Source organism: Bacillus cereus group sp. N31 (assembly GCF_016483245.1).
GTDB lineage: Bacteria > Bacillota > Bacilli > Bacillales > Bacillaceae_G > Bacillus_A > Bacillus_A toyonensis.
Window position 1 is genome coordinate 35,263 of sequence record NZ_JAEHCH010000012.1, and the last position, 19,115, is coordinate 54,377.

The window sequence follows — 19,115 nt, forward strand, 5'->3', positions numbered from 1 at the left end:
TAGTGGGTAATAAGTTAATCAGAAAATAACTGCTATTTAAAAAGGAGATTCAAGAGATGAAAAAAAACAGAATACCTTTAGCTATTTCCATTTCTTATAATGAATTAAGCTTTTTTAATAAATATAAACAGCTATCCTATGATAAGACACAACATGTTCTACTTGAAAGTAGACGGGGTGGACGTTATAGTATTGCAGCTATAGATCCAATAGGTGAAATAAATGCAAAAAATGGATGTACTACTATTAAAATAAATGGCCAAGTTACAGAAGAAATCGGAAATCCGTTTTTGATTGTAGAAAAATGGATGAAACAATGGAAATCTAAAGTTAATTTAGAACTCCCAGACTTTCAAGGAGGTGCTATCGGTTTTATAAGTTATGATAGTATTCATTATTTTGAAGATATACCTTCTGAAGCAACAGATGATTTAAACGTTCCAGATTTATATTTTCTTATTTTTAATGATGTTGCCGTTTATGATCATGAAAAAAAATTACTATGGCTAATCACTCATTATACTAATGAAATGGAAAAATTAGAAGGAGAAAGACGTCTCGAGGAATGGAAAAATAGCTGGCTAATACAAGAGGAGATTAATCCAGTTTATAATTATGAACAAAAAACTTGTGAAGAAGAACCAATTGTTTTTGGAAAAGAATCATTTGAAAAAGCAGTACAAAAAGTGAAAAGTTATATCTCTGCAGGTGATGTCTTTCAAGTAAATTTGTCAGTGCGGCATGCAAAACCAGTTGAGACTCATCCATTTAATATTTATATGGCATTAAGAGAGATAAACCCTTCTCCATATATGGCGTATATTCATACTCCAGAATTTCAAATTGTAAGTGGTTCTCCAGAATTACTTATTAAGAAAAAAGAAAAGCAATTAAGTACACGACCAATCGCTGGAACTAGATCAAGAGGAAAAAACGAAAAAGAGGATATAAAGCTTGCATATGAATTAATTAATAATAAAAAAGAGCGTGCTGAGCACGTCATGCTTGTTGATTTGGAAAGAAATGATTTAGGTAGAGTTTGTGAATATGGAACAGTTGAAGTAGATGAATTTATGGTTATAGAAAAATATTCACATGTAATGCATATTGTTTCAAATGTAACAGGAATATTGAAAAATGATAAGGGCTTTAGTGACATTTTTGAAGGGGTGTTTCCCGGAGGAACAATTACTGGTGCGCCCAAAATTCGTACAATGGAAATTATTGAAGAACTTGAACCAACTAAAAGAGGGATATATACAGGATCGATTGGATGGATTGGATTTAATGAAGATTTAGAATTCAATATTGTTATTCGAACGTTATTTGTAAAAAATGGTTATGGTTATGTGCAAGCTGGTGCTGGGGTAGTAATTGATTCAAAGGCTGAAAATGAATATAAGGAATCATTGAAAAAATCAGCTGCTGTATGGCAGGCCAAAGAAACTAGTGAGAAATATAATCGTTGAAAGGAGTGAAATAAAGTGATTTTAATGTTAAACAACTATGATTCTTTTACATATAACCTAGTACAGTATATAGGCGAGCTGGGTGAAGAAATTATTGTAAAAAGAAACGATGAATTAACTGTGGAAGATATAGAAAAGATGATGCCTTCTTATATAATGATTTCACCCGGTCCGTGTACCCCAAATGAAGCAGGAATTAGTATGGAGGTAATTAGTTATTTTGCAGGAAAAATCCCTATTTTTGGTGTTTGTTTAGGGCATCAATCAATTGCCCAAGTATTTGGCGGTAAGATCGTCCGTTCGAAACAGTTAATGCATGGAAAAACATCCGAAATTTTTCATGATGGTAGGGGGATTTTTAAAGATATGCCAATTCCATTTGTTGCAACAAGATATCATTCACTTATAGTAAAAAATGAAAACTTACCATCTTGTTTGGAAGTAACTGCATGGACGAGTGATAATGAAATTATGGCAATCCGTCATAAGGAATTTCCAATTGAAGGTGTACAATTTCACCCAGAATCAATAATGACACATAATGGGAAACGAATATTGTCTAATTTTTTAAATCGATACAAAAACATTAGTACTAATATTTAAAAAATTATTGGAAAATTAGAATGTGAATAGCTCTTGTTTTAATCTAATATAAATTTGAAAAATTTATTATGAATAATAATGTAATGAAATTACTTCTAATAATGAAATGTATAGTGGCTAAAAATAAGGATTTACAATATTTATAGAGGAAAAAGTAAGATAAACAAAATGAAAAACGCAAAAAATCAAGTGGAAGTAGGAATTGATGATGAGAAGTAGCGCATTTATTTCACTTGGTTCTAATATTGGAGATCGAGAGTTTTATTTAAAAAAAGGGATAGAAAAGCTAGGGAAGAACCCAAATATTCGTATTTTAACTGAATCTTCTATATATGAAACAGAACCAATTGGTTATATCAACCAAAGTACATTTTTAAATATGGTTATTAAAATTGAAACAATGTTATCCCCTTTAGATCTTTTGAATCTTACTCAAAAAATTGAAATAGAGCTTAAGAGAAAAAGAGAAATAAGATGGGGGCCTAGAACCTTAGATATAGATATATTAACATATAATTACGAAAAGTTTGAAACAGACCGATTGACAATCCCACACCCTAGAATGTTTGAGCGTTCCTTTGTATTAGTTCCATTATCTGAAATCGAGGAAACATTAGTAATTTCTAACGAAAAGTTTCATATATTAGAATTAATTAACGAATTACCGGAGAAAAAAGTAAAAAAAAGAGCAGAACACAATTTCCAATAAATAAAAAATGAATTTGTTACTGCATTTATTAATTTTTAAAAAAGTAATTAGTTAAATTTATTTATAAGTAACCAATTTGGATTTTTAGATGTTTAAATTAGAAAGTATTGATGGAGGTGCAGATTTTGAAGATTTCTTTAATTGTAGCTATGGATAAGCATAGAGTAATTGGTCAGAACAATGATATTCCTTGGAGATTACCAAGTGAGTGGAAATATGTTAAAGAAACTACAATGGGTAAGACTATTATTATGGGAAGGAAAAACTACGAATCTATAGGGAGAGCGTTACCAGGAAGAAGAAATATCATTTTAACTAATAATAAAGAATATTCAATTAATGGTTGTGAAATTGCACATTCAATCAAGGAAGTATTTGATTTATGTGAAAAAAATGAAGAGATTTTTATTTTTGGCGGGGAACAAATTTATAAATTGTTTATGCCATACATTACTAAAATGTATATAACAAAAATACATTACGCTTTTAAAGGTGATACATATTTTCCAGAAGTTGATTATTCTTTGTGGAATGAAACTTCAGTTCATAAAGGTGTAACCGATGAAAAAAATCCTTATGAATACTACTTTCATATTTATGAAAGAAAATAGGTAAATTGATGATAATTATTTTTCATAATGTTTGTTAAAAAGTGGTATGATTTTCTGTTTATTATGATTAAAGTTGATGAAATAGCTTACGAATTTTAAAAAATTAGTTTAAAATTTTAGGATTTATATTTATATAATTTAAAGATACTTGCCTTGTAAGGTTTGATATATTAGGGGGGAAATAGAATTTGTTAGCACCATTACAATTAGAACTAGAGCAAGATGAGTTGAAAATACATGAGTTTTTAACTCGAAAACATCCTAAGTTAGCAAGTGAGTATTTGAATGTAATTAGGCATGCTCGTTTTTCTATCATGGAAAGACTAGTTAATGCATTATTAAGAGAAGAACTTTTAAACAAAATAGATTGTGATATCAATTTTATAGACTCAAATACTATTAGTTTTTGTTGTTTTAATCAAAGAATATTAATCATGATTAACCAGAAATATAGTTTTAATCGTTATGAATTAGCAGATAATGTAATTTATTACGATAATGAAGGAAATAAGTTTGATCTAATACATCCAATAGAGCTATTAGATATATTAATTAATATGGCTGAAAAGCAAGGGATTAGTTATTCGAATAAAGATATCTTTAGAAAAGAAATTGGAAGCAGTGTGGCTAATATGGCATTAGCATTGACATATCAAAAGATAAGTCAACAACGATTTAAAAAATTGTCAAACTTAAAAAATGGTTGTGATACGATTACTTTACTCAAGGAGCTAGCTCGGGAAAATTCCTTGTTTGATAAATCAGTGTTTTTTGAGGAAATGTGTGTAACAGGACATCAACAACACCCATGTACAAAGTCAAAAGGAGAATTAAGCATTGAAGAAGTACTGCGCTATTCACCTGAATTTAAAAATAAAGTAGAAATTAGCTTTGTGGCATTACATAAGGAAGTTACCTTAATTAACTCAAGCATCGAGATGCGAGATGTTAATGAAATCTGGTTTAATGAGTATCCAGGGTTACAAACAGCTTTTTATAATAGTTGTCAAAAGAATAAAGTGAAAATAGAAGAATTTGTTTTAATACCTGTTCATCCATGGCAAAAAGAACATACTATACCAGAAATGTACTCAGAAGAGTTCAGCAATGGTTTTATTATTCATATTGATGATTTTATACTTGATACAAGACCAACGCTTTCATTCCGTACTGTATCACCTGTATTAATACAAAATCATTACCACTTAAAGTTACCTGTAAATGTTCAAATGACCAGCGCTATAAGAACTATTTCACCAAACTCTATTAAAAACGGTCCCGAAATATCTAGAATTTTAAAGAAAATACTAGGAATAGAGCAGAATTTTAATGATAAATTTGAAGTTGCAAAAGAGATTATAGGTATTAGATATGGTGTTTTAAATAAACCTGATACAGATAATTTCGAGAAAAATAAAAATTTATCTGTATTAATTAGAGAAAATCCAAACAAGTTATTAAAAGAAAATGAGGTTGCTATAATTGCTGCAGCTTTATATAATCAGTCACCTATTTCTGAAAAACCGCTAGTATGTGAAATTATTGAAAATTATATTTCTACGCACAAATTTAATAATTCTAAAGAAGGTATTATAAAGTTTTTTACAAAGTATGTAACAGTACTTTTAAATGGAGTTTTACCTCTAATGACTCGTTACGGGATAGGGTTAGAAGCACACTTACAAAATTCTATTATTGTATTTAATAGGGATGAGCCTATCAAGGTTATTATGCGAGACTTAGGCGGAGTGCGTATTGATAAAAATAGATTAGAAAAGCAGGGATTTACAGGGGATTATTATAAAAATTCCGTGACAATTGTTGAAAGTCCTATAGAGGTACAAAAGAAAGTAATTCATACAGCATTTCAAAGCCACATTGGTGAGCTAACATTGCATTTATCTAGACATTATAAGATAAACGAATCTAATTTATGGTGTATTGTAAAAGATATATGTTTATCAGTATTTAGTGAATTAAAAAAAGATAATAATTTAAAAAACGAAGTAGAGATAGACATGAAAGCTATTTTTGCACCTTCAATTGAAACTAAAGCATTGACTGTTATGAGATTAAATGGCCATATAACTAATTATGATTATCTATCTATTTTAAATCCATTAAATAATTAAAAGCATTAATACTTGTAATTATCCCAAGAGTGGTTTATTTTTAAAGCACATTATAATTTCATAATACATATACAATTCAAAGGGGAATTCTATATGTGTATTTTTTACATAATAAAATTAAATGTTATAATGAAATAAGAAGTGTTTATATACATCGTTATTACAAAATTTAAGTTACTAATTAGTAAGTATAGCTATTAAAATAATAAAAAGTTCAGCAATGTAAAATCGCTGAACTTTTTATTATTTACTTTTCCCTATTCTGCCTAAACTATCTTTAATAGTTGTTTCCCCAAGTTGTGTATATAGCAAAGCTGTATCTTGGCTCGTATGCCCGAGTTGCTGCATTACTTGTAACGAGTCTTTTTCTTCCATATATAATTTATTTGCCAATGTGTGTCTTAATTTATGAGGAGACATTTTTTTGCCATAGGCCTTAGTATATTTTTCTACTATATCTTGGATAGCCCTAACGGAAAGTGGCTGTGCAGTATGTTTATACTTTGATAAAAACACATTTTTTAATTCTTTTCCTGGAGCATATTTGTTATCTCTGATTTCCATATACTTTTCAAGATCATTCAATGCAATTGGGGTAATCCATACAGAATCTTCTTTGTTTCCTTTTCGGATTACATCAATTAGTCTTTCTTTTAAGTTTATATCTTCTATACGAAGATCGGCTAATTCGCTTACTCGAATACCACTACCAAGAAAGAGGGAGAGGATAGCTACATCACGATCTTTATCTCTTAGGAAATAGAACAACTGATGTTTTGTTAAAGATTTTTCATGTTCATATTTAACGTAATTCAAAAATTCTTGATCGTCATCATTATGGAATATTTTAGATCTCATACGTTTTGCACGAGCATTTAATGTTTCTTTATCTTTATGTATTTCTATTTTAGCCATTACATTTCTGTAAAAATAACATTCTCCATCTTCATTCTCTGATAGGGAGGTAAGGTACTTAAATAAAGATTTTAAGGCCGAAATTTTTCTGTTAACAGAGGAATTTTGCATATTTTGTTGTAGTTTTAGAAACCTCATAAAGTTCTCAACATCTTTTTTCTTTAAATTCTCCAAATCAAAGAAGGATATGTCTTTAATCGGCTTTAATTCAATAATTTGTTCAGATAATAGCCAGTTAAAGAAGACTTTAAAATCATATACATAATTCAGTAGGGTGGAGGGAGAGGCATCATGCAATTCTTTGTACTCCACAAATTCTTCTATGTAAAAGGGCATTTCATTTAAATTCTCGTATAATTTCTTACGATGTACGGATTTTTGACGTTGCTTGCTGTATTCCATAAAAATCACCTCATATACACTATAACAGAAAATAAACACGAACACAAGTTCGCATTAAATTCAATTTTTACACATACTTATTTACATAATTAAATTATGGTTACTAGAATATACCCGAAATTGAATAAGGATTGTGTAATCATTCTATTGAAAATGATAGATAACTAAATGATAAGTTAAAATTACATTATAAAATTAGTAGGAAAATCACATGTGAATGTAGATAAAATAAAGGATTCTTCATACAAAAATCAATATGTGGAAACTGTTTAAAAGTCGTTATCAAATATGAATTGATTATTTTAATCATGATTATGAGGAGTTTATTAGATCAACATAAGAAAAGATTTTATAAATTAAAATGTAATATACTATAAACATTATTAACGAGTAACTCAGTATTTAATAATTTCTATATAAAGTATGAATTATATAGATACATATCAATACGCTAAGATTAATGCAATTGAGCTAAAACCCTCTAAATACTGTATTAGAGTTGTATTTAATCTTATTATTGTTCGTAAAAACGGTATTTCGTGCGAAGTTTTGAAGTGTTTGTTTTTGCCTCTTTATAAATGCATCATTCACTTCCCTTTCGTCATTATGAATATCTTTTAGTTTCAGATACATTCAACTATACACATTAATATCGATTACATGGTTGTTTCTAAGACATAGCCAGTATATTTGCTTTTCCTAGCTTGATGGATGTGTGGCGATACCCCTCTTAGTTGTATAAATGATAGTAAAAACAAAAAAGACATAAATTAACGTAGATAGATAATTTATGTCTTTTTTAACTAAAACTAAATTATTTTATGATTTAGTTTTGTGAAGTCTGATAGTCTTTTATTTTTTGGTTAATAGCAGATGCAATGAATTCTTCAATGGTAGTGTTGGTCTCTTCTACTATTTTATTAATTGCTTGATATTCTTTGCTAGAAAGTGTAACTGGTTTTGTCACGCTACTACTATCTAAATATATACTATTATTTACACGCTTTATTAATTTTCCTTCTATTATATATGGTGTTAAGTATTCTATCCATTCCATTTGCATACCCATAGGTAATTCAATAAGAGATTGGCGTATATCGAAATACCAAAAATCCTCCTCTTCTGAAACCTTTAGGTTTCTTGGTGATACGTACTGAAGGATTAAGTCAATCAATTGGAAAGAGTTGCTGCGTAATTGATCGGACTTAGGTAAACGGAATTTAACAAACCTTTGATGATGACTACGTGGTTTATCAGGTAGATCGTATGCTGGTACGAATCCCGATTTAATAGCTTCATTTAAGGTGAACTCACTTCCAAATTCATCAATCAACATAATATCACCACGCTTAGGAATAGAGATGACCCTTGCTATCGTATTACTTTGAATATATTTATGGAAAAGGACTGTATTATACTTTTGTGAGTATGTATATAGCGTGTTTTCTTGATCAAATTGTTTTATAACTTGAAGTAACTCTTCTTCTCTAATGAATTTAGTTTCGCGGTTACGATGTTCCCGTGTAGTAGCGGCTAATTCCCCATCCCCTAACCATTTTTCTAATTGATATGTGCTTATACCATATTTTTTACTAGCTTGGTAAAGGGTAATACCTTCGGTTTCTCTTCCCTTTTTAATTGTTTCCACATCTTCTCTTTTGAAAAGGAAACTTCCATCTAAACGCCATGTATCCTTATTGATTGGTACTAATTCTTCCTGTTTGATTAAATTATTAACAACGAAATTACTAACTTCTAAATATTCCCTCACTTCGTTTGTATTCATAATCATTTGCTGATTCTCATTCATATTTCCTCTCCTCTTATATTTCATTTATATGTATTTTAAAAAATATTTAAGTCTAATTTTAATTTTAAAGAATATATAACTTTAATTCATTATAACATATTTAAAGTTTAATCTTTTTACATAATTTAATAAAAACGATTTATATTTACTAATTAAATTAATTTTTATATTTATTTAAAAATAATAACAAAAACAGTTATATAAGTTAGATTAATATAACCATAGAAAATGTGAGTTTTTCTATGGTTGTTATAACTTTTCATTTTTATAAAATTTAATTTTACTATGTAACTAATTTTGAATTAATTTAAGTTATAATAATAAATATAAAAAGAATTAATAAGGAGTTGAAGGATAATGTTAATTGAATTGAATACAATTCATAATGAAACTTCTTTAGAAAACATAGAAAAACAAAAACAAAAATTTACAAACATAATTGCATTATGGAATCGTGATTATATAAATGAAGCTGAATTTAAAAAAGAAAATAATGAAAGAAAAGATACATACACATATGAGGGATTTTCTGATGAAGAGATATTATATTACTACTTGAACCGGCAAACGCATTTTGATCAAGAGAAACGTATCAAAGATGCTTCTAGAACTCTATATGCACGTGATCTAAGTCAGTTTTACTTCTTTGTCAAACAAAGTACAGATTTTTTGCAGAAAGATGTAACAGATTTTGAAGTTGGACAAGTCTGGAGGAATTTAAGAAAACGGCATATCCGTAATTATCAAAAATGGCTATCCCAGGAGGCAATCTCTTATCAATCAAAAGAAAAATACAAAGCATCTACAATTAGTAGAAAACTTGGTGTGATCCGTTCCTATTTGAAATGGCTATATGAAATTCAATTTATCCAGGAGCCACTTCATGTAGAAATCTTAAGTACGACGGTGAACAAACAACATAAACCTAAGCGTGAGTTATCCTATGAAGAAGTGAAGCAGCTGCTAAATTACTACAAGGATAATGAAATTAATTATGCATTATTGTCGGTCCTTGCTACTACTGGTTTGCGTGTTGCAGAAGTGGCCCATGCAAAGTGGGAAGATTTTGAGTATGACGCTATAAGAGGTCGGTATTATTTAACGGTTGATACAAAGGGAGATAATGAACGTATTGTTTCTATTAATAAGGAGATTTTTAGTCGTATTGTTGCGTTTCGAATCCGTAGGAGATTACCTATAGATATAGGTAATAAAAATGGCGGGGCAATTTTCCAAACGAAAACCCATAATACTTATAGAGAAAATTACTTATCACAATATATTTCTAAGATTATAAGGGATACCAAATTACCCTTTACGAAGAACATACGAATTACTCCCCATTTCTTTAGACATTTTTATGTACAGTATTTATATGATTACAAGGGACTGGCACCCCATATAATAGCAGCTGCAGTAGGCCATAAAAATGATAGAACTACAAAAGAAAATTATTTGAAACAACGATTAACGAAAGATAATGATGCTGGAAATTTAATTATGGAAGATGAATTCTAATTTTAACGCTTTGATAAATTTGTATTACATGTCTTCAATATTATCTTTTGTAATTATGTTTTTTTTACATAATTAAAACCACCTAATCGCCTATTTGTTTGTGTATAAATTTATAAAGGTTCTTCAATATTTTCTAAAATAAAACTCAACCTGAATTGATAGGTTCAAACAAAAACGCATCTTTTTGTATATTTTTACAAAAAGAATTGCGTTGTTTTTCCTATACGAAAAACACCTCCATTGAAATCATAACTGATACTTACGATTTAGAGAGGTGTTTTTTATCGTTTCATTCTTATGGTTAACTTTAGTGCTTTTCTATTAAAAGATTTTATGAGTTTTTTGCTTTTTTCATTTCACTCCGAGCGGCAAGAAAAGCCACAAGTCCAGCAGATCCAAACAGTATTGACTTCCATGAAAAGTCATGTTCAAATATTAATATTCGAGAAAAATTGACAAAGTTTCCAATGAAACACAGGGCATATAACCAAAACCAAAATTCTGAGCTGAAGTCTTTAAATTTCATAATAATTCACCTTATTTCAATTTATTAGATATATATGGGGGTACAGCCGAGATACGTGTAAAAATAGGTCATAGGCTTACTTTTATTTCCAACCCTTATAAATTCCAATAAATTCTCTTGTAATTTCAACTAGAAAATGCCCTAAACGTTTCCCACTGTTTTTGGGTGAGAGCAATCCCGTCAGCCTGCTGTCCCTTTTCCACAAAAGAGAACAAAATGTTTACAAGCATCCTAACGTTATTTCAAAGTAACAATTGAACAGATTGTTTTGGCTCTATGGCTCTACTAAATAATTTTTTATACCATACCACAAAAAGACATGAGTCTATACTTCTCAATGACTCATGTCTTTTCTTTTTAAAGTTAATTCTATCGTTTTTATTAAAAGTAAATACTTCTACTTTGTGCCACTATAGTGAAATACATACTTTAATTTATAAAAAGTATTATTTTAATTTTGTCAATTCCCAACGTTGGGCATCTGTACCATTATCTGGCCATTGTTGAATATTAGCACCATTGTTTTGCATACTACTCTTCAGATCGAGTAATTGGCCGCTATGCTTAGCAATCAATCTAAACGTTCCATCCGAATTTTTTTCGATTTTCCATTTTTGATTGTCTCCACCAATGTCTTCCCATTGCTCTATATTCGCACCATCACTGTTTGAAGCTGCAGACACAGTAAGCAGCTTTCCACTATGAACTGCTTTGATTTTATAATACCCATCTGCCAGTTTCTCTAGTTCCCATTTTTGGTGATCCTCGCCGTTATAATCCCATTGTTGCACGTTTGCACCATTATCCTTCGAGGCACTAGATGTATCTAATACTTTTTGACTTCCTCTATTTTTGATGATATAGACACCGCTGTAGTCAATTCCTACAATACCATAGCAACAAAGTATTTTGGCTTTTTGCAATGTGTCTTGTTGCAGTTTTTCGTCTAAAATGATTTTTGTTAGTTTTTGGGTCAACTGTTCATTCACATCGAATAATTCTTCTGCAGTCTGCTTCCCTTCATTAAAGGCCCGAATTGCATCTTGTATTTTTAATTTTTCTGCTACGATTACTCCTGCAGCCACTAACTCAGCTTCTCCAATACCAGTCACGATTTTCTTCTGTGCTTCTTTACAATTACTTTCGTAAATAGCTGTGACTTCATTCGTCATTTCTTCTTTACGATAAATTTGTCCATCAGGAATAAGCTTATATTTATAATTAACTTTTGCTTTGTTTGTCACTTTCTTAGGCACTGGGTCACCAATCAATACTTGGAAGGTGATTCTTGTCGTCGTCCCAGGCCCTACCGTACCAATATTCACACCACTTTCTATATTGCCTGAGAGTGGGCGCCCATCCATCTGTAAACTACCTGGAACCAACTTTGTTCCATTTGGAACTTGATCCTCAATTACGACATCGGTCAGTGGTGTATCACCTGCATTAGCAACTTCAATGGTATAAGTTATAATGTTACCTGCCTTGACATAAACCGACATGTCTTGCTGTTTAACTACCTCTACCTCTACTTTTCGAATGACCGTAACGGCATCATTACTATTTGCTGTACCTGTCGAGACCGGTAAACCTGGTGCACTTTGGAAATCATACACGACAGTAGCTTTATTCACGGCTTGATTGTCTGGTGGCACTTTTAATACTAAAGCTTGAAAGATAACTTCCGTCGGTCCTTCGATAGATATGGAACCAATGTCAACTCCTTTTGTCGGATCCCCACCAGGTATAGACACGCCATCAACCTGTAAGCTGTTTTCAACGAACTTTAATTCTGGTGGAAGAATATCTTTTAAAATAGTTTTTTGTGCTTCAGTCATTCCACTATTTTCAATCAATAGAGTGTAAGTAAGAATTTCACCCACGATAGCTGCTTCTTTATCTACTTCTTTGTTAATTTTGATTTCTGGACTATTCACATCAATTTGGACACCCAGACCTGTCACGATATAACCATCTGATTTGGAAGTCAGTTGAACCAATGCCTCCGATTGTGAATTCTCCATAGCTGTAGAAGCGTCCACATTGGTAATATCCCAATTATAACGAACGGCTGGTTCGGCACTTCCTGGTTTGACATTTACATTCCCATAGGTGCCACTCGTATCCAGATTCCCTGCATCATCATTAATTTGTGAAGCAAAGAAGTTGTCAATCGGATTGTTGGGACCTGAGATGGGCTTTAAAGAAGAGGCATCTTTTCCAAAAAGTAACTGATCCCCCGGAATCTTTGAATCTCCTTCCATTGCTGTTAGCAACAATCTTGCTTTGACATCACCAAGTTCAGGCGTAGAGAAGCCAGAAATTTTCTGGCTTACTGATCCCGTTTTCTCAATCGATGCAGTTCCGACATGAATGTTCATATTTCGAAGAGGCAGTGTAGGATCTTTATAAACCACAGATAAAGTCCATCCACCCACGTTGTTCCCTTTATATCTTTGTACTGTCGCTGGTACACCACTGACAGTATACTTACCAGCCCCACCTGCATCTATAAAACTAGTAACATTGGCAGAGCGAACATAAAATATTTGGTTCGCCTGAGCTACTTGCTGACTCGTAGTCGGATCTGGCGTAATGAGGGTGCTCCCTTTTGGCGAAATTAACGTTATGGCCCCATCTATTTCATTCGTCACATCCTCGGTACTCGTTTTTGTTGATCCACCCCAAATTAGCTCTGCATATAATACTATGCTTCCCGTTGGTAAGCGAAGCTGTGCAGCAGAAGCATTTTCTTTCCAATCCAGTGTGGTACCTGCAGGATATCCTGGTACCTGCTTAGACAAATCTAATGTGATAAATGCACCAATATCTGTATAACTGATATTGGTATTACTTAGACCCAGTGTGTTGCCAGTAAAAGTAACCGCTCCATTAGTCGTGGTTGAATATCGCTGAATAAACGCCATGATTCTCACCCTTTCTCTATTTATCTATTTCTATCCCTACTTACAACCACAACATAGGTCTTTAACTTGATCTAACTTTTTCTTCAACTCTTTTTCCAGATTAGCAATTTGCTGAACTGCTTTCTTTGCACTCTCGTTAATTGCTAGCAAATCCGTCACTTTAATCCGGCCACCTCGGAATGAATTAATTGCTGCTTGAATCTTTTCGCCTTCCATGTAAAGAATCGTGGCTAGGCCTTTTTCCTCTTGTGCGATGGAATGAATGATTAAGTCACGTGACCATTCACAGGTTGTTCGTCCTGCTGGCACATTGGTTTGTACTTCGTTACTGACCGCGTCTACATAACCACCTGAATACTGAGATCCCATGTAAGCTTTATTCCTAATCACTCCACTAGAATGCGGTTTAATCACTTCAACTTTAAAAGTAATGATGATAGGCCCTTCAATGGATAGTCTATCAAGTACAATCGTTTTCGTTGGATCTTCACCAGGTTTTGATTCACCGTCAATTTCCACACTATTTGGGACAAACTGCACCTCTTCTGATAGAAAATCCTTAAAATGACAATTAGTAACATCAATTAGACTATCATTGGAAATGATAAACGTATATGTTAGAATATCTCCTACCACCGCATCAATTTTGTCTACTTCCTTTTCTATACTCACTTTCGGAAAATTAGACATGTGCCTCTCCCTTTCTTTTCTGTAATTCATACCTTATTAGTAATGAATCAGATTCCCTATTTTTCAAGAGCATCTGAGGAAAAGTAAGACATCCTCTTCTTCTCTACTTACAACCACTACATAAATCCTGAATCGTATTTCTCTTGTTCTGTAGTTCTTGTTTCAATGTAGATAATGTTTGAGAAACACTATTTTCACTCTGAATAATCAAATTCTGTTCATTTTTTGTAATCCTGCCACTATTAAAGGCTTGATTTGCCGTCTTTATTTTTTCTGCCTCTGCATCCAGTAACTCCTGAATGGCCTTCTCTTCCTGTTTAATTGAAAATTCAATGGTACTTTGATTGTTCTCACAGTTAGTAGGAGGACGCACAATCACTTTTGTCTCTGTTATATTACTGGCTGCTTCTCCTTTTTTGATAGGCGATCCAGAAGCACTTTCAAATTCATAATTTAAGGTGGCTTTATTTTTCACTAGCTCATCTGGAGGAATATTGGTTACTTTCGCTTGAAATGTCACTTCAATCAGTTCTCCTGTTCCTACCATTCCTAGCTTAATCCCATTATTTACATTCACACTAGGTTGAGGCACACCATCCACAAAGACACTACCTGGAACAAACTTCAACTCTTTTGGAAGGATATCTTTCAAGATAGTGTTTTGTGCGTCAACCGGATCCATATTTGTTACAAGAACGGTATAAGTCAAAATATCTTTTACTTTTGCCTCATTTTTGTTTACTTTTTTATTTATTTCCATCTTCAGACTATCCTCCATTAATCTATTCGCCTCAGTTTTCATATTTACATACCCCCGACTTTGAGACATATTTCATCACCCTTTCCATCATCGAATCAAATTATATATGGATGTTATGAGCAAAAATCACAAATTTCTTGGGTAACAGCGAGTTTATCTTTAAGCACCGATTCTAGTATGATTAGACTGTCTAACATATCCGCTACACTTTCATTGACAGCGATGAGATCTAGGGCTTCTATTTTCTTATCCCCAAACGCACGAGTAGCTACTTCAATTTTTTCTGCTTCTGCCCGCATAATCCTAGCAATGCTTTGTTCCGCCTCAGCAATTGTTTGGATGATCTGATTTTTTCCTTCCTCACAGGTAGGTGGCTCAATCACTTCTATCCCAGGTTTATTACTAATACTCGTCGCTGTCGAAATAGGTAAGTCTGGTCTACTCTGAAAATCAAAGGTCATCGATGCTTGATTATGCACCACTTTATCTTCAGGTTCTTTCATGATTTTTGCTTGATACGTGATGAGGACTGTTTCTCCTACGGCCAAAGTACCAATGTTTACACCCTTAGCAATATCTCGTCCTGGCCATGCCGTACCTCTAATTCGTAAACTATCTGGTATATATTCAAGCTCTGGATCTAAGTAGTCCTGAAAAATCACATTAGTCGCATCTACATAGCCATCATTTTTTACTTCCAAGGTATAAGTTACTATTTCACCTACTACAGCTTGTTTTTTATCCGCCGACTTATTCATTTTTACGATTGGGCTATTAGCGTCAATCTGTACCCCATATCCACTCACCAAATAGGTATCTTGCGCTGTCGCAATACGGGCGATTGCCTCGGTTTGACTATGATGCAACGTGTGAGAAATATCTACATTTGTGATATCCCAACCAGATCGTACGCCAAATCTGTCTGATCCAAGAGGCTTATTGAGCATTCCAGCAGTTCCACTAGTATCTAAATTTCCTAAATTATCGTTAATCTGCGATGCAAAAAAATTATTTCCAGGATTATTCGGCCCAGATATCACCGAAAGCGACGAACGATTAGGACCAAACTCAAAGCGATCGCCAGAGAGATTAGAGTTTCCTTCCAGCGCGGTAAGCATGACACGTCCCTGGATATCCCCACCTTCTGGGGTTTTAAAATTATAAATCAGCTCATCCACTGGGGGATTAGACGCAGAAATCACTTGAGATCCAACATAAATATTCATATTTCGAATTTTAAGTAATGGATGTTTATAAGCGACAGCCAATGTCCATCCCACCGTATTAGTAGAAGCTAGGAAAGTACAATCTCTTACCGTTCCGGGAACCCCACCTACTATATAAGTTCCGGCTCCACCTTTTTGTACAAAATCAGTTACATTCGCAGAGCGAACATAGAAAACTTGACCGCCAAAGACAGACTCTTCACGTGCAGTGAAGGCATCTGGTGCGATGGATACAGTAGCAGCTGGGGTGGTAAAAAAAATTGAATTATTGATAGCTGAACGAACATCAGTATATTGATCTTTAGTCGATCCACCCCAGATTAACTCGGCATACAGTACTTCACTGTCTGTAGGGATTTTCAGCATCGCCAAAGAGGAATTTTCTTGCCAGTTCAATGTACTTCCAGCTGGATAGCCTGAAACTTGTTTAGAGCTATCAGTTGTCAAAAAAGCGCCGATATCTGTACTTCCATCTGCATAACCTAATGTATTTCCTGTAAATGTAATCGCACCATTGGTTGTTTGGGTGAAACGATGAATAAATGGCATATTATTCCCCCTTTTCAATCTAAATAAAGCTAAAAATTCTTGTGCATCTTTCTCACTAATCTACTAACAACAAATTTGCTTAGCAATTTCTAATTTATCCTTTAATAATTTCTCTAACTGTGCAACTTTTTGGACTACTTTTTCGACACTTTGATTAATCCTAGCGAGTTCTTGGGCAGAGATTCTCTCTTCTTCAAACGCGGTTACCGCTTCTTGTACCTTTACACTTTCTGCCTGAAGAATTTTCATCAAACCTAGCTCTTGTTGTGCTACTGATTCAAAAATTTGATTTTGTGCTTTTTGACATTCGGTCTCCAACCAGGCCGTAATGAGGTTACTTGTTACTATTTCCTCACGCACATCGCTACCCGGTTTCAACTGAAATTGATAAGTTGCCTCTGCTCGGTTATCTACTTTCACTGGCAACGGACTTTGCACTGTTACTTGAAATATAATTACAGCTGTTTGGCCAGGAATTAATGTACTAAGAGGAATTCCTGTTGTTAAATCATCAAACACCGGTGCACCATTTACTTGTACACTCCCTGGAACGAGTACAGTTCCTGTAGGGATGACATCCTTAATAGAAAGTGCATTTACTGAAGTATCTCCATTATTGGTAATATCGAGCGTGTAGGTGATGATATCTCCCTTTTTATCGTAAACCGAGCGATCCTCACTTTTCACTAGATCGACTTGTACATGCTTAATAATAGTATTCACTTCATTTGAGCTACTAGATCCTGGTGTGAGAGGCAAACCCGCTGCACTTTGGAACTCGTAATCCAAATTACCCGTATTAGTCACCTTTCCACCTGGAGGGACTGCGATTACTTTCACCTTAAATGTGATCTCGGCTGGCCCTTCTATGCTTACAGATCCGATATCGACTCCTTTAGTTGGGTTTTCTCCGGGTTTGGCCTGCCCATCGATAGTTAGGCTATCCTGCACAAATTCCAACTCATCTGGAAGAATATCTTTAAAAATGGAGTTCTGTGCTTCTACTAGTCCACTATTTTCTACTAAAATCGTGTAAGTTAACTCGTCTCCGACTATTGCTATATCTTTATCCACTTGTTTGTCCATCTTGATTTCCGGACTATTCACATCAATTTGAATCCCTAATCCAGAAAGGATGAATCCGTCCATATCCGTTTTGAACCGAGCAGTCGCTTCTGTTTGTGAGATTTCCATAGCGTTTGAAATATCCACATTTGTAATATCCCAACCATAACGCTGTGTAGACTGTTTTTGCCCTGGGGACACATTACTATTTCCCGCTGTCCCACTAGTATCTAAATTTCCACCATCATCATTGATCTGTGAAGCGAAAAAGTTATCCACTAAGTTATTCGGTCCAGAAATGGCTTGTAATTGACTTGGGGATGGACCAAATAAAAATTGATCTTTAGAAATGAAACTGTCGCCTTCGATAGCAGTCAATAAAGCTCTTGCCTGAAATGGTTTGGATGCAGGTGTTCCAAAACCTTTGATTTTTTGATCCACTACATTCCCTCTTTCAACAGATGCCAAACCAACATATAAATTCATATTGCGTGAAGGTAAAGAAGGATTTTTATATATAACAGCAAGTGTCCATCCTGCTGCATTACTTTTACTTGGTCGTTGGATTATGGCAGGTACCCCACTTACAGTATAAGAACCTGCACCACTCGCCTTTACTAGTTTAGTAACATCAGCTGTACGAATATAAAATGTGTGATTTTCATGCACTACTACTTGGGCGGTTGTAGCATCAGGAGATATTGTTTGTATTGAACCTTGTGGGTTAGTTAAGGAAATGGGAACGTTAATATCTCCAGTAACATCCACTGCGTTAAATTTTGAGGTACCGCCCCAAATCAACTCTGCATACAGTACTTCACTAGCTACAGGAAATTTCAGAACTGCCTGAGAAGCATTCAAATTCCAATTCAATGTACTACCTATTGGATAACCTGGAACTTGTTGGGTAAGATCCAACGTAATGAATGCTCCAATGTCGTTATAGCTAGGATTATTTGAACCAAATCCTAGTGTATTACCTGTAAACGTCATCGCACCATTTGTGGTCGTTGTATAACGCTGAACTATTGACATTCTCTTCGTCCTTTCTATAACAAATAGGATAATAACTATTATTTTATTTCTTAATAAAACTTACGCAGAGACGCTAATTCATATAATCACCTCCTAGGTAAATATTTGACAATAAAAAATTATATTTAACTCACTGAAAAACTATATCTATAATTAAATGTTCTTTAT

The 19,115-nt window shown here is 33.3% G+C and carries 13 protein-coding genes; 6 read left to right on the top strand and 7 right to left on the bottom strand.

What is annotated here, in order from left to right; all coding sequences use genetic code 11:
* The first annotated feature begins 56 nt into the window (after nt 1-56).
* The 5 genes from JDS81_RS16095 (at nt 57) to JDS81_RS16115 (ending at nt 5,524) form a co-directional block, all read left to right on the top strand.
* Entirely contained in the window at nt 57-1,469 is a 1,413-nt protein-coding gene (locus tag JDS81_RS16095) for an anthranilate synthase component I family protein (protein ID WP_199688540.1), read from the top strand.
* 15 nt (nt 1,470-1,484) lie between these two features.
* The gene (gene pabA / locus JDS81_RS16100) at nt 1,485-2,072 is read left to right on the top strand and encodes an aminodeoxychorismate/anthranilate synthase component II (protein ID WP_199688541.1); all 588 of its coding nucleotides are present in this window, start codon (nt 1,485-1,487) and stop codon (nt 2,070-2,072) included.
* Between the two features lie 208 nt (nt 2,073-2,280).
* Nucleotides 2,281-2,781 carry a 2-amino-4-hydroxy-6-hydroxymethyldihydropteridine diphosphokinase gene (gene folK / locus JDS81_RS16105; RefSeq protein ID WP_199688598.1) on the top strand — a complete coding sequence of 167 codons (501 nt, stop codon included), beginning with the start codon at nt 2,281-2,283 and terminating at the stop codon, nt 2,779-2,781.
* 125 nt (nt 2,782-2,906) lie between these two features.
* Nucleotides 2,907-3,392: a dihydrofolate reductase gene (locus tag JDS81_RS16110; RefSeq protein WP_199688542.1), complete on the top strand. Its 486-nt coding sequence runs from the start codon at nt 2,907-2,909 to the stop codon at nt 3,390-3,392.
* Between the two features lie 188 nt (nt 3,393-3,580).
* Complete coding sequence (locus tag JDS81_RS16115; RefSeq protein WP_199688544.1) at nt 3,581-5,524, top strand: IucA/IucC family protein; 1,944 nt, start codon at nt 3,581-3,583, stop codon at nt 5,522-5,524.
* Nucleotides 5,525-5,767: 243 nt separating this feature from the next.
* On the opposite strand, the gene xerS is transcribed toward JDS81_RS16115, so the two are convergent.
* Together xerS and JDS81_RS16125 are read right to left on the bottom strand one after the other, a co-directional pair.
* Complete coding sequence (gene xerS / locus JDS81_RS16120) at nt 5,768-6,841, bottom strand: tyrosine recombinase XerS (RefSeq protein WP_199688552.1); 1,074 nt, start codon at nt 6,839-6,841, stop codon at nt 5,768-5,770.
* A gap of 826 nt (nt 6,842-7,667) precedes the next feature.
* Nucleotides 7,668-8,651 carry a DNA-binding protein gene (locus JDS81_RS16125; RefSeq protein WP_097954574.1) on the bottom strand — a complete coding sequence of 328 codons (984 nt, stop codon included), beginning with the start codon at nt 8,649-8,651 and terminating at the stop codon, nt 7,668-7,670.
* Nucleotides 8,652-9,008: 357 nt separating this feature from the next.
* Between JDS81_RS16125 and JDS81_RS16130 the strand changes: the two genes are divergently transcribed.
* Nucleotides 9,009-10,169 (top strand): tyrosine-type recombinase/integrase, encoded by a 1,161-nt coding sequence (locus JDS81_RS16130; protein ID WP_097954573.1) that lies wholly within the window; start codon nt 9,009-9,011, stop codon nt 10,167-10,169.
* Between the two features lie 972 nt (nt 10,170-11,141).
* Here JDS81_RS16130 and JDS81_RS16135 read toward each other — a convergent pair.
* From JDS81_RS16135 to JDS81_RS16155, 5 genes are all read right to left on the bottom strand, one after another.
* The gene (locus JDS81_RS16135) at nt 11,142-13,622 is read right to left on the bottom strand and encodes an RICIN domain-containing protein (RefSeq protein WP_199688559.1); all 2,481 of its coding nucleotides are present in this window, start codon (nt 13,620-13,622) and stop codon (nt 11,142-11,144) included.
* Nucleotides 13,623-13,658: 36 nt separating this feature from the next.
* Nucleotides 13,659-14,312: a DUF11 domain-containing protein gene (locus JDS81_RS16140; RefSeq protein WP_097954570.1), complete on the bottom strand. Its 654-nt coding sequence runs from the start codon at nt 14,310-14,312 to the stop codon at nt 13,659-13,661.
* Between the two features lie 103 nt (nt 14,313-14,415).
* The gene (locus JDS81_RS16145) at nt 14,416-15,141 is read right to left on the bottom strand and encodes a DUF11 domain-containing protein (protein WP_097954569.1); all 726 of its coding nucleotides are present in this window, start codon (nt 15,139-15,141) and stop codon (nt 14,416-14,418) included.
* A gap of 44 nt (nt 15,142-15,185) precedes the next feature.
* Nucleotides 15,186-16,847, bottom strand: coding sequence for an alpha-helical endospore appendage domain-containing protein (locus JDS81_RS16150; RefSeq protein WP_097954568.1), 1,662 nt, complete (start codon nt 16,845-16,847; stop codon nt 15,186-15,188).
* 63 nt (nt 16,848-16,910) lie between these two features.
* Nucleotides 16,911-18,947 carry a DUF11 domain-containing protein gene (locus JDS81_RS16155; protein WP_199688561.1) on the bottom strand — a complete coding sequence of 679 codons (2,037 nt, stop codon included), beginning with the start codon at nt 18,945-18,947 and terminating at the stop codon, nt 16,911-16,913.
* Nucleotides 18,948-19,115: the final 168 nt, after the last annotated feature.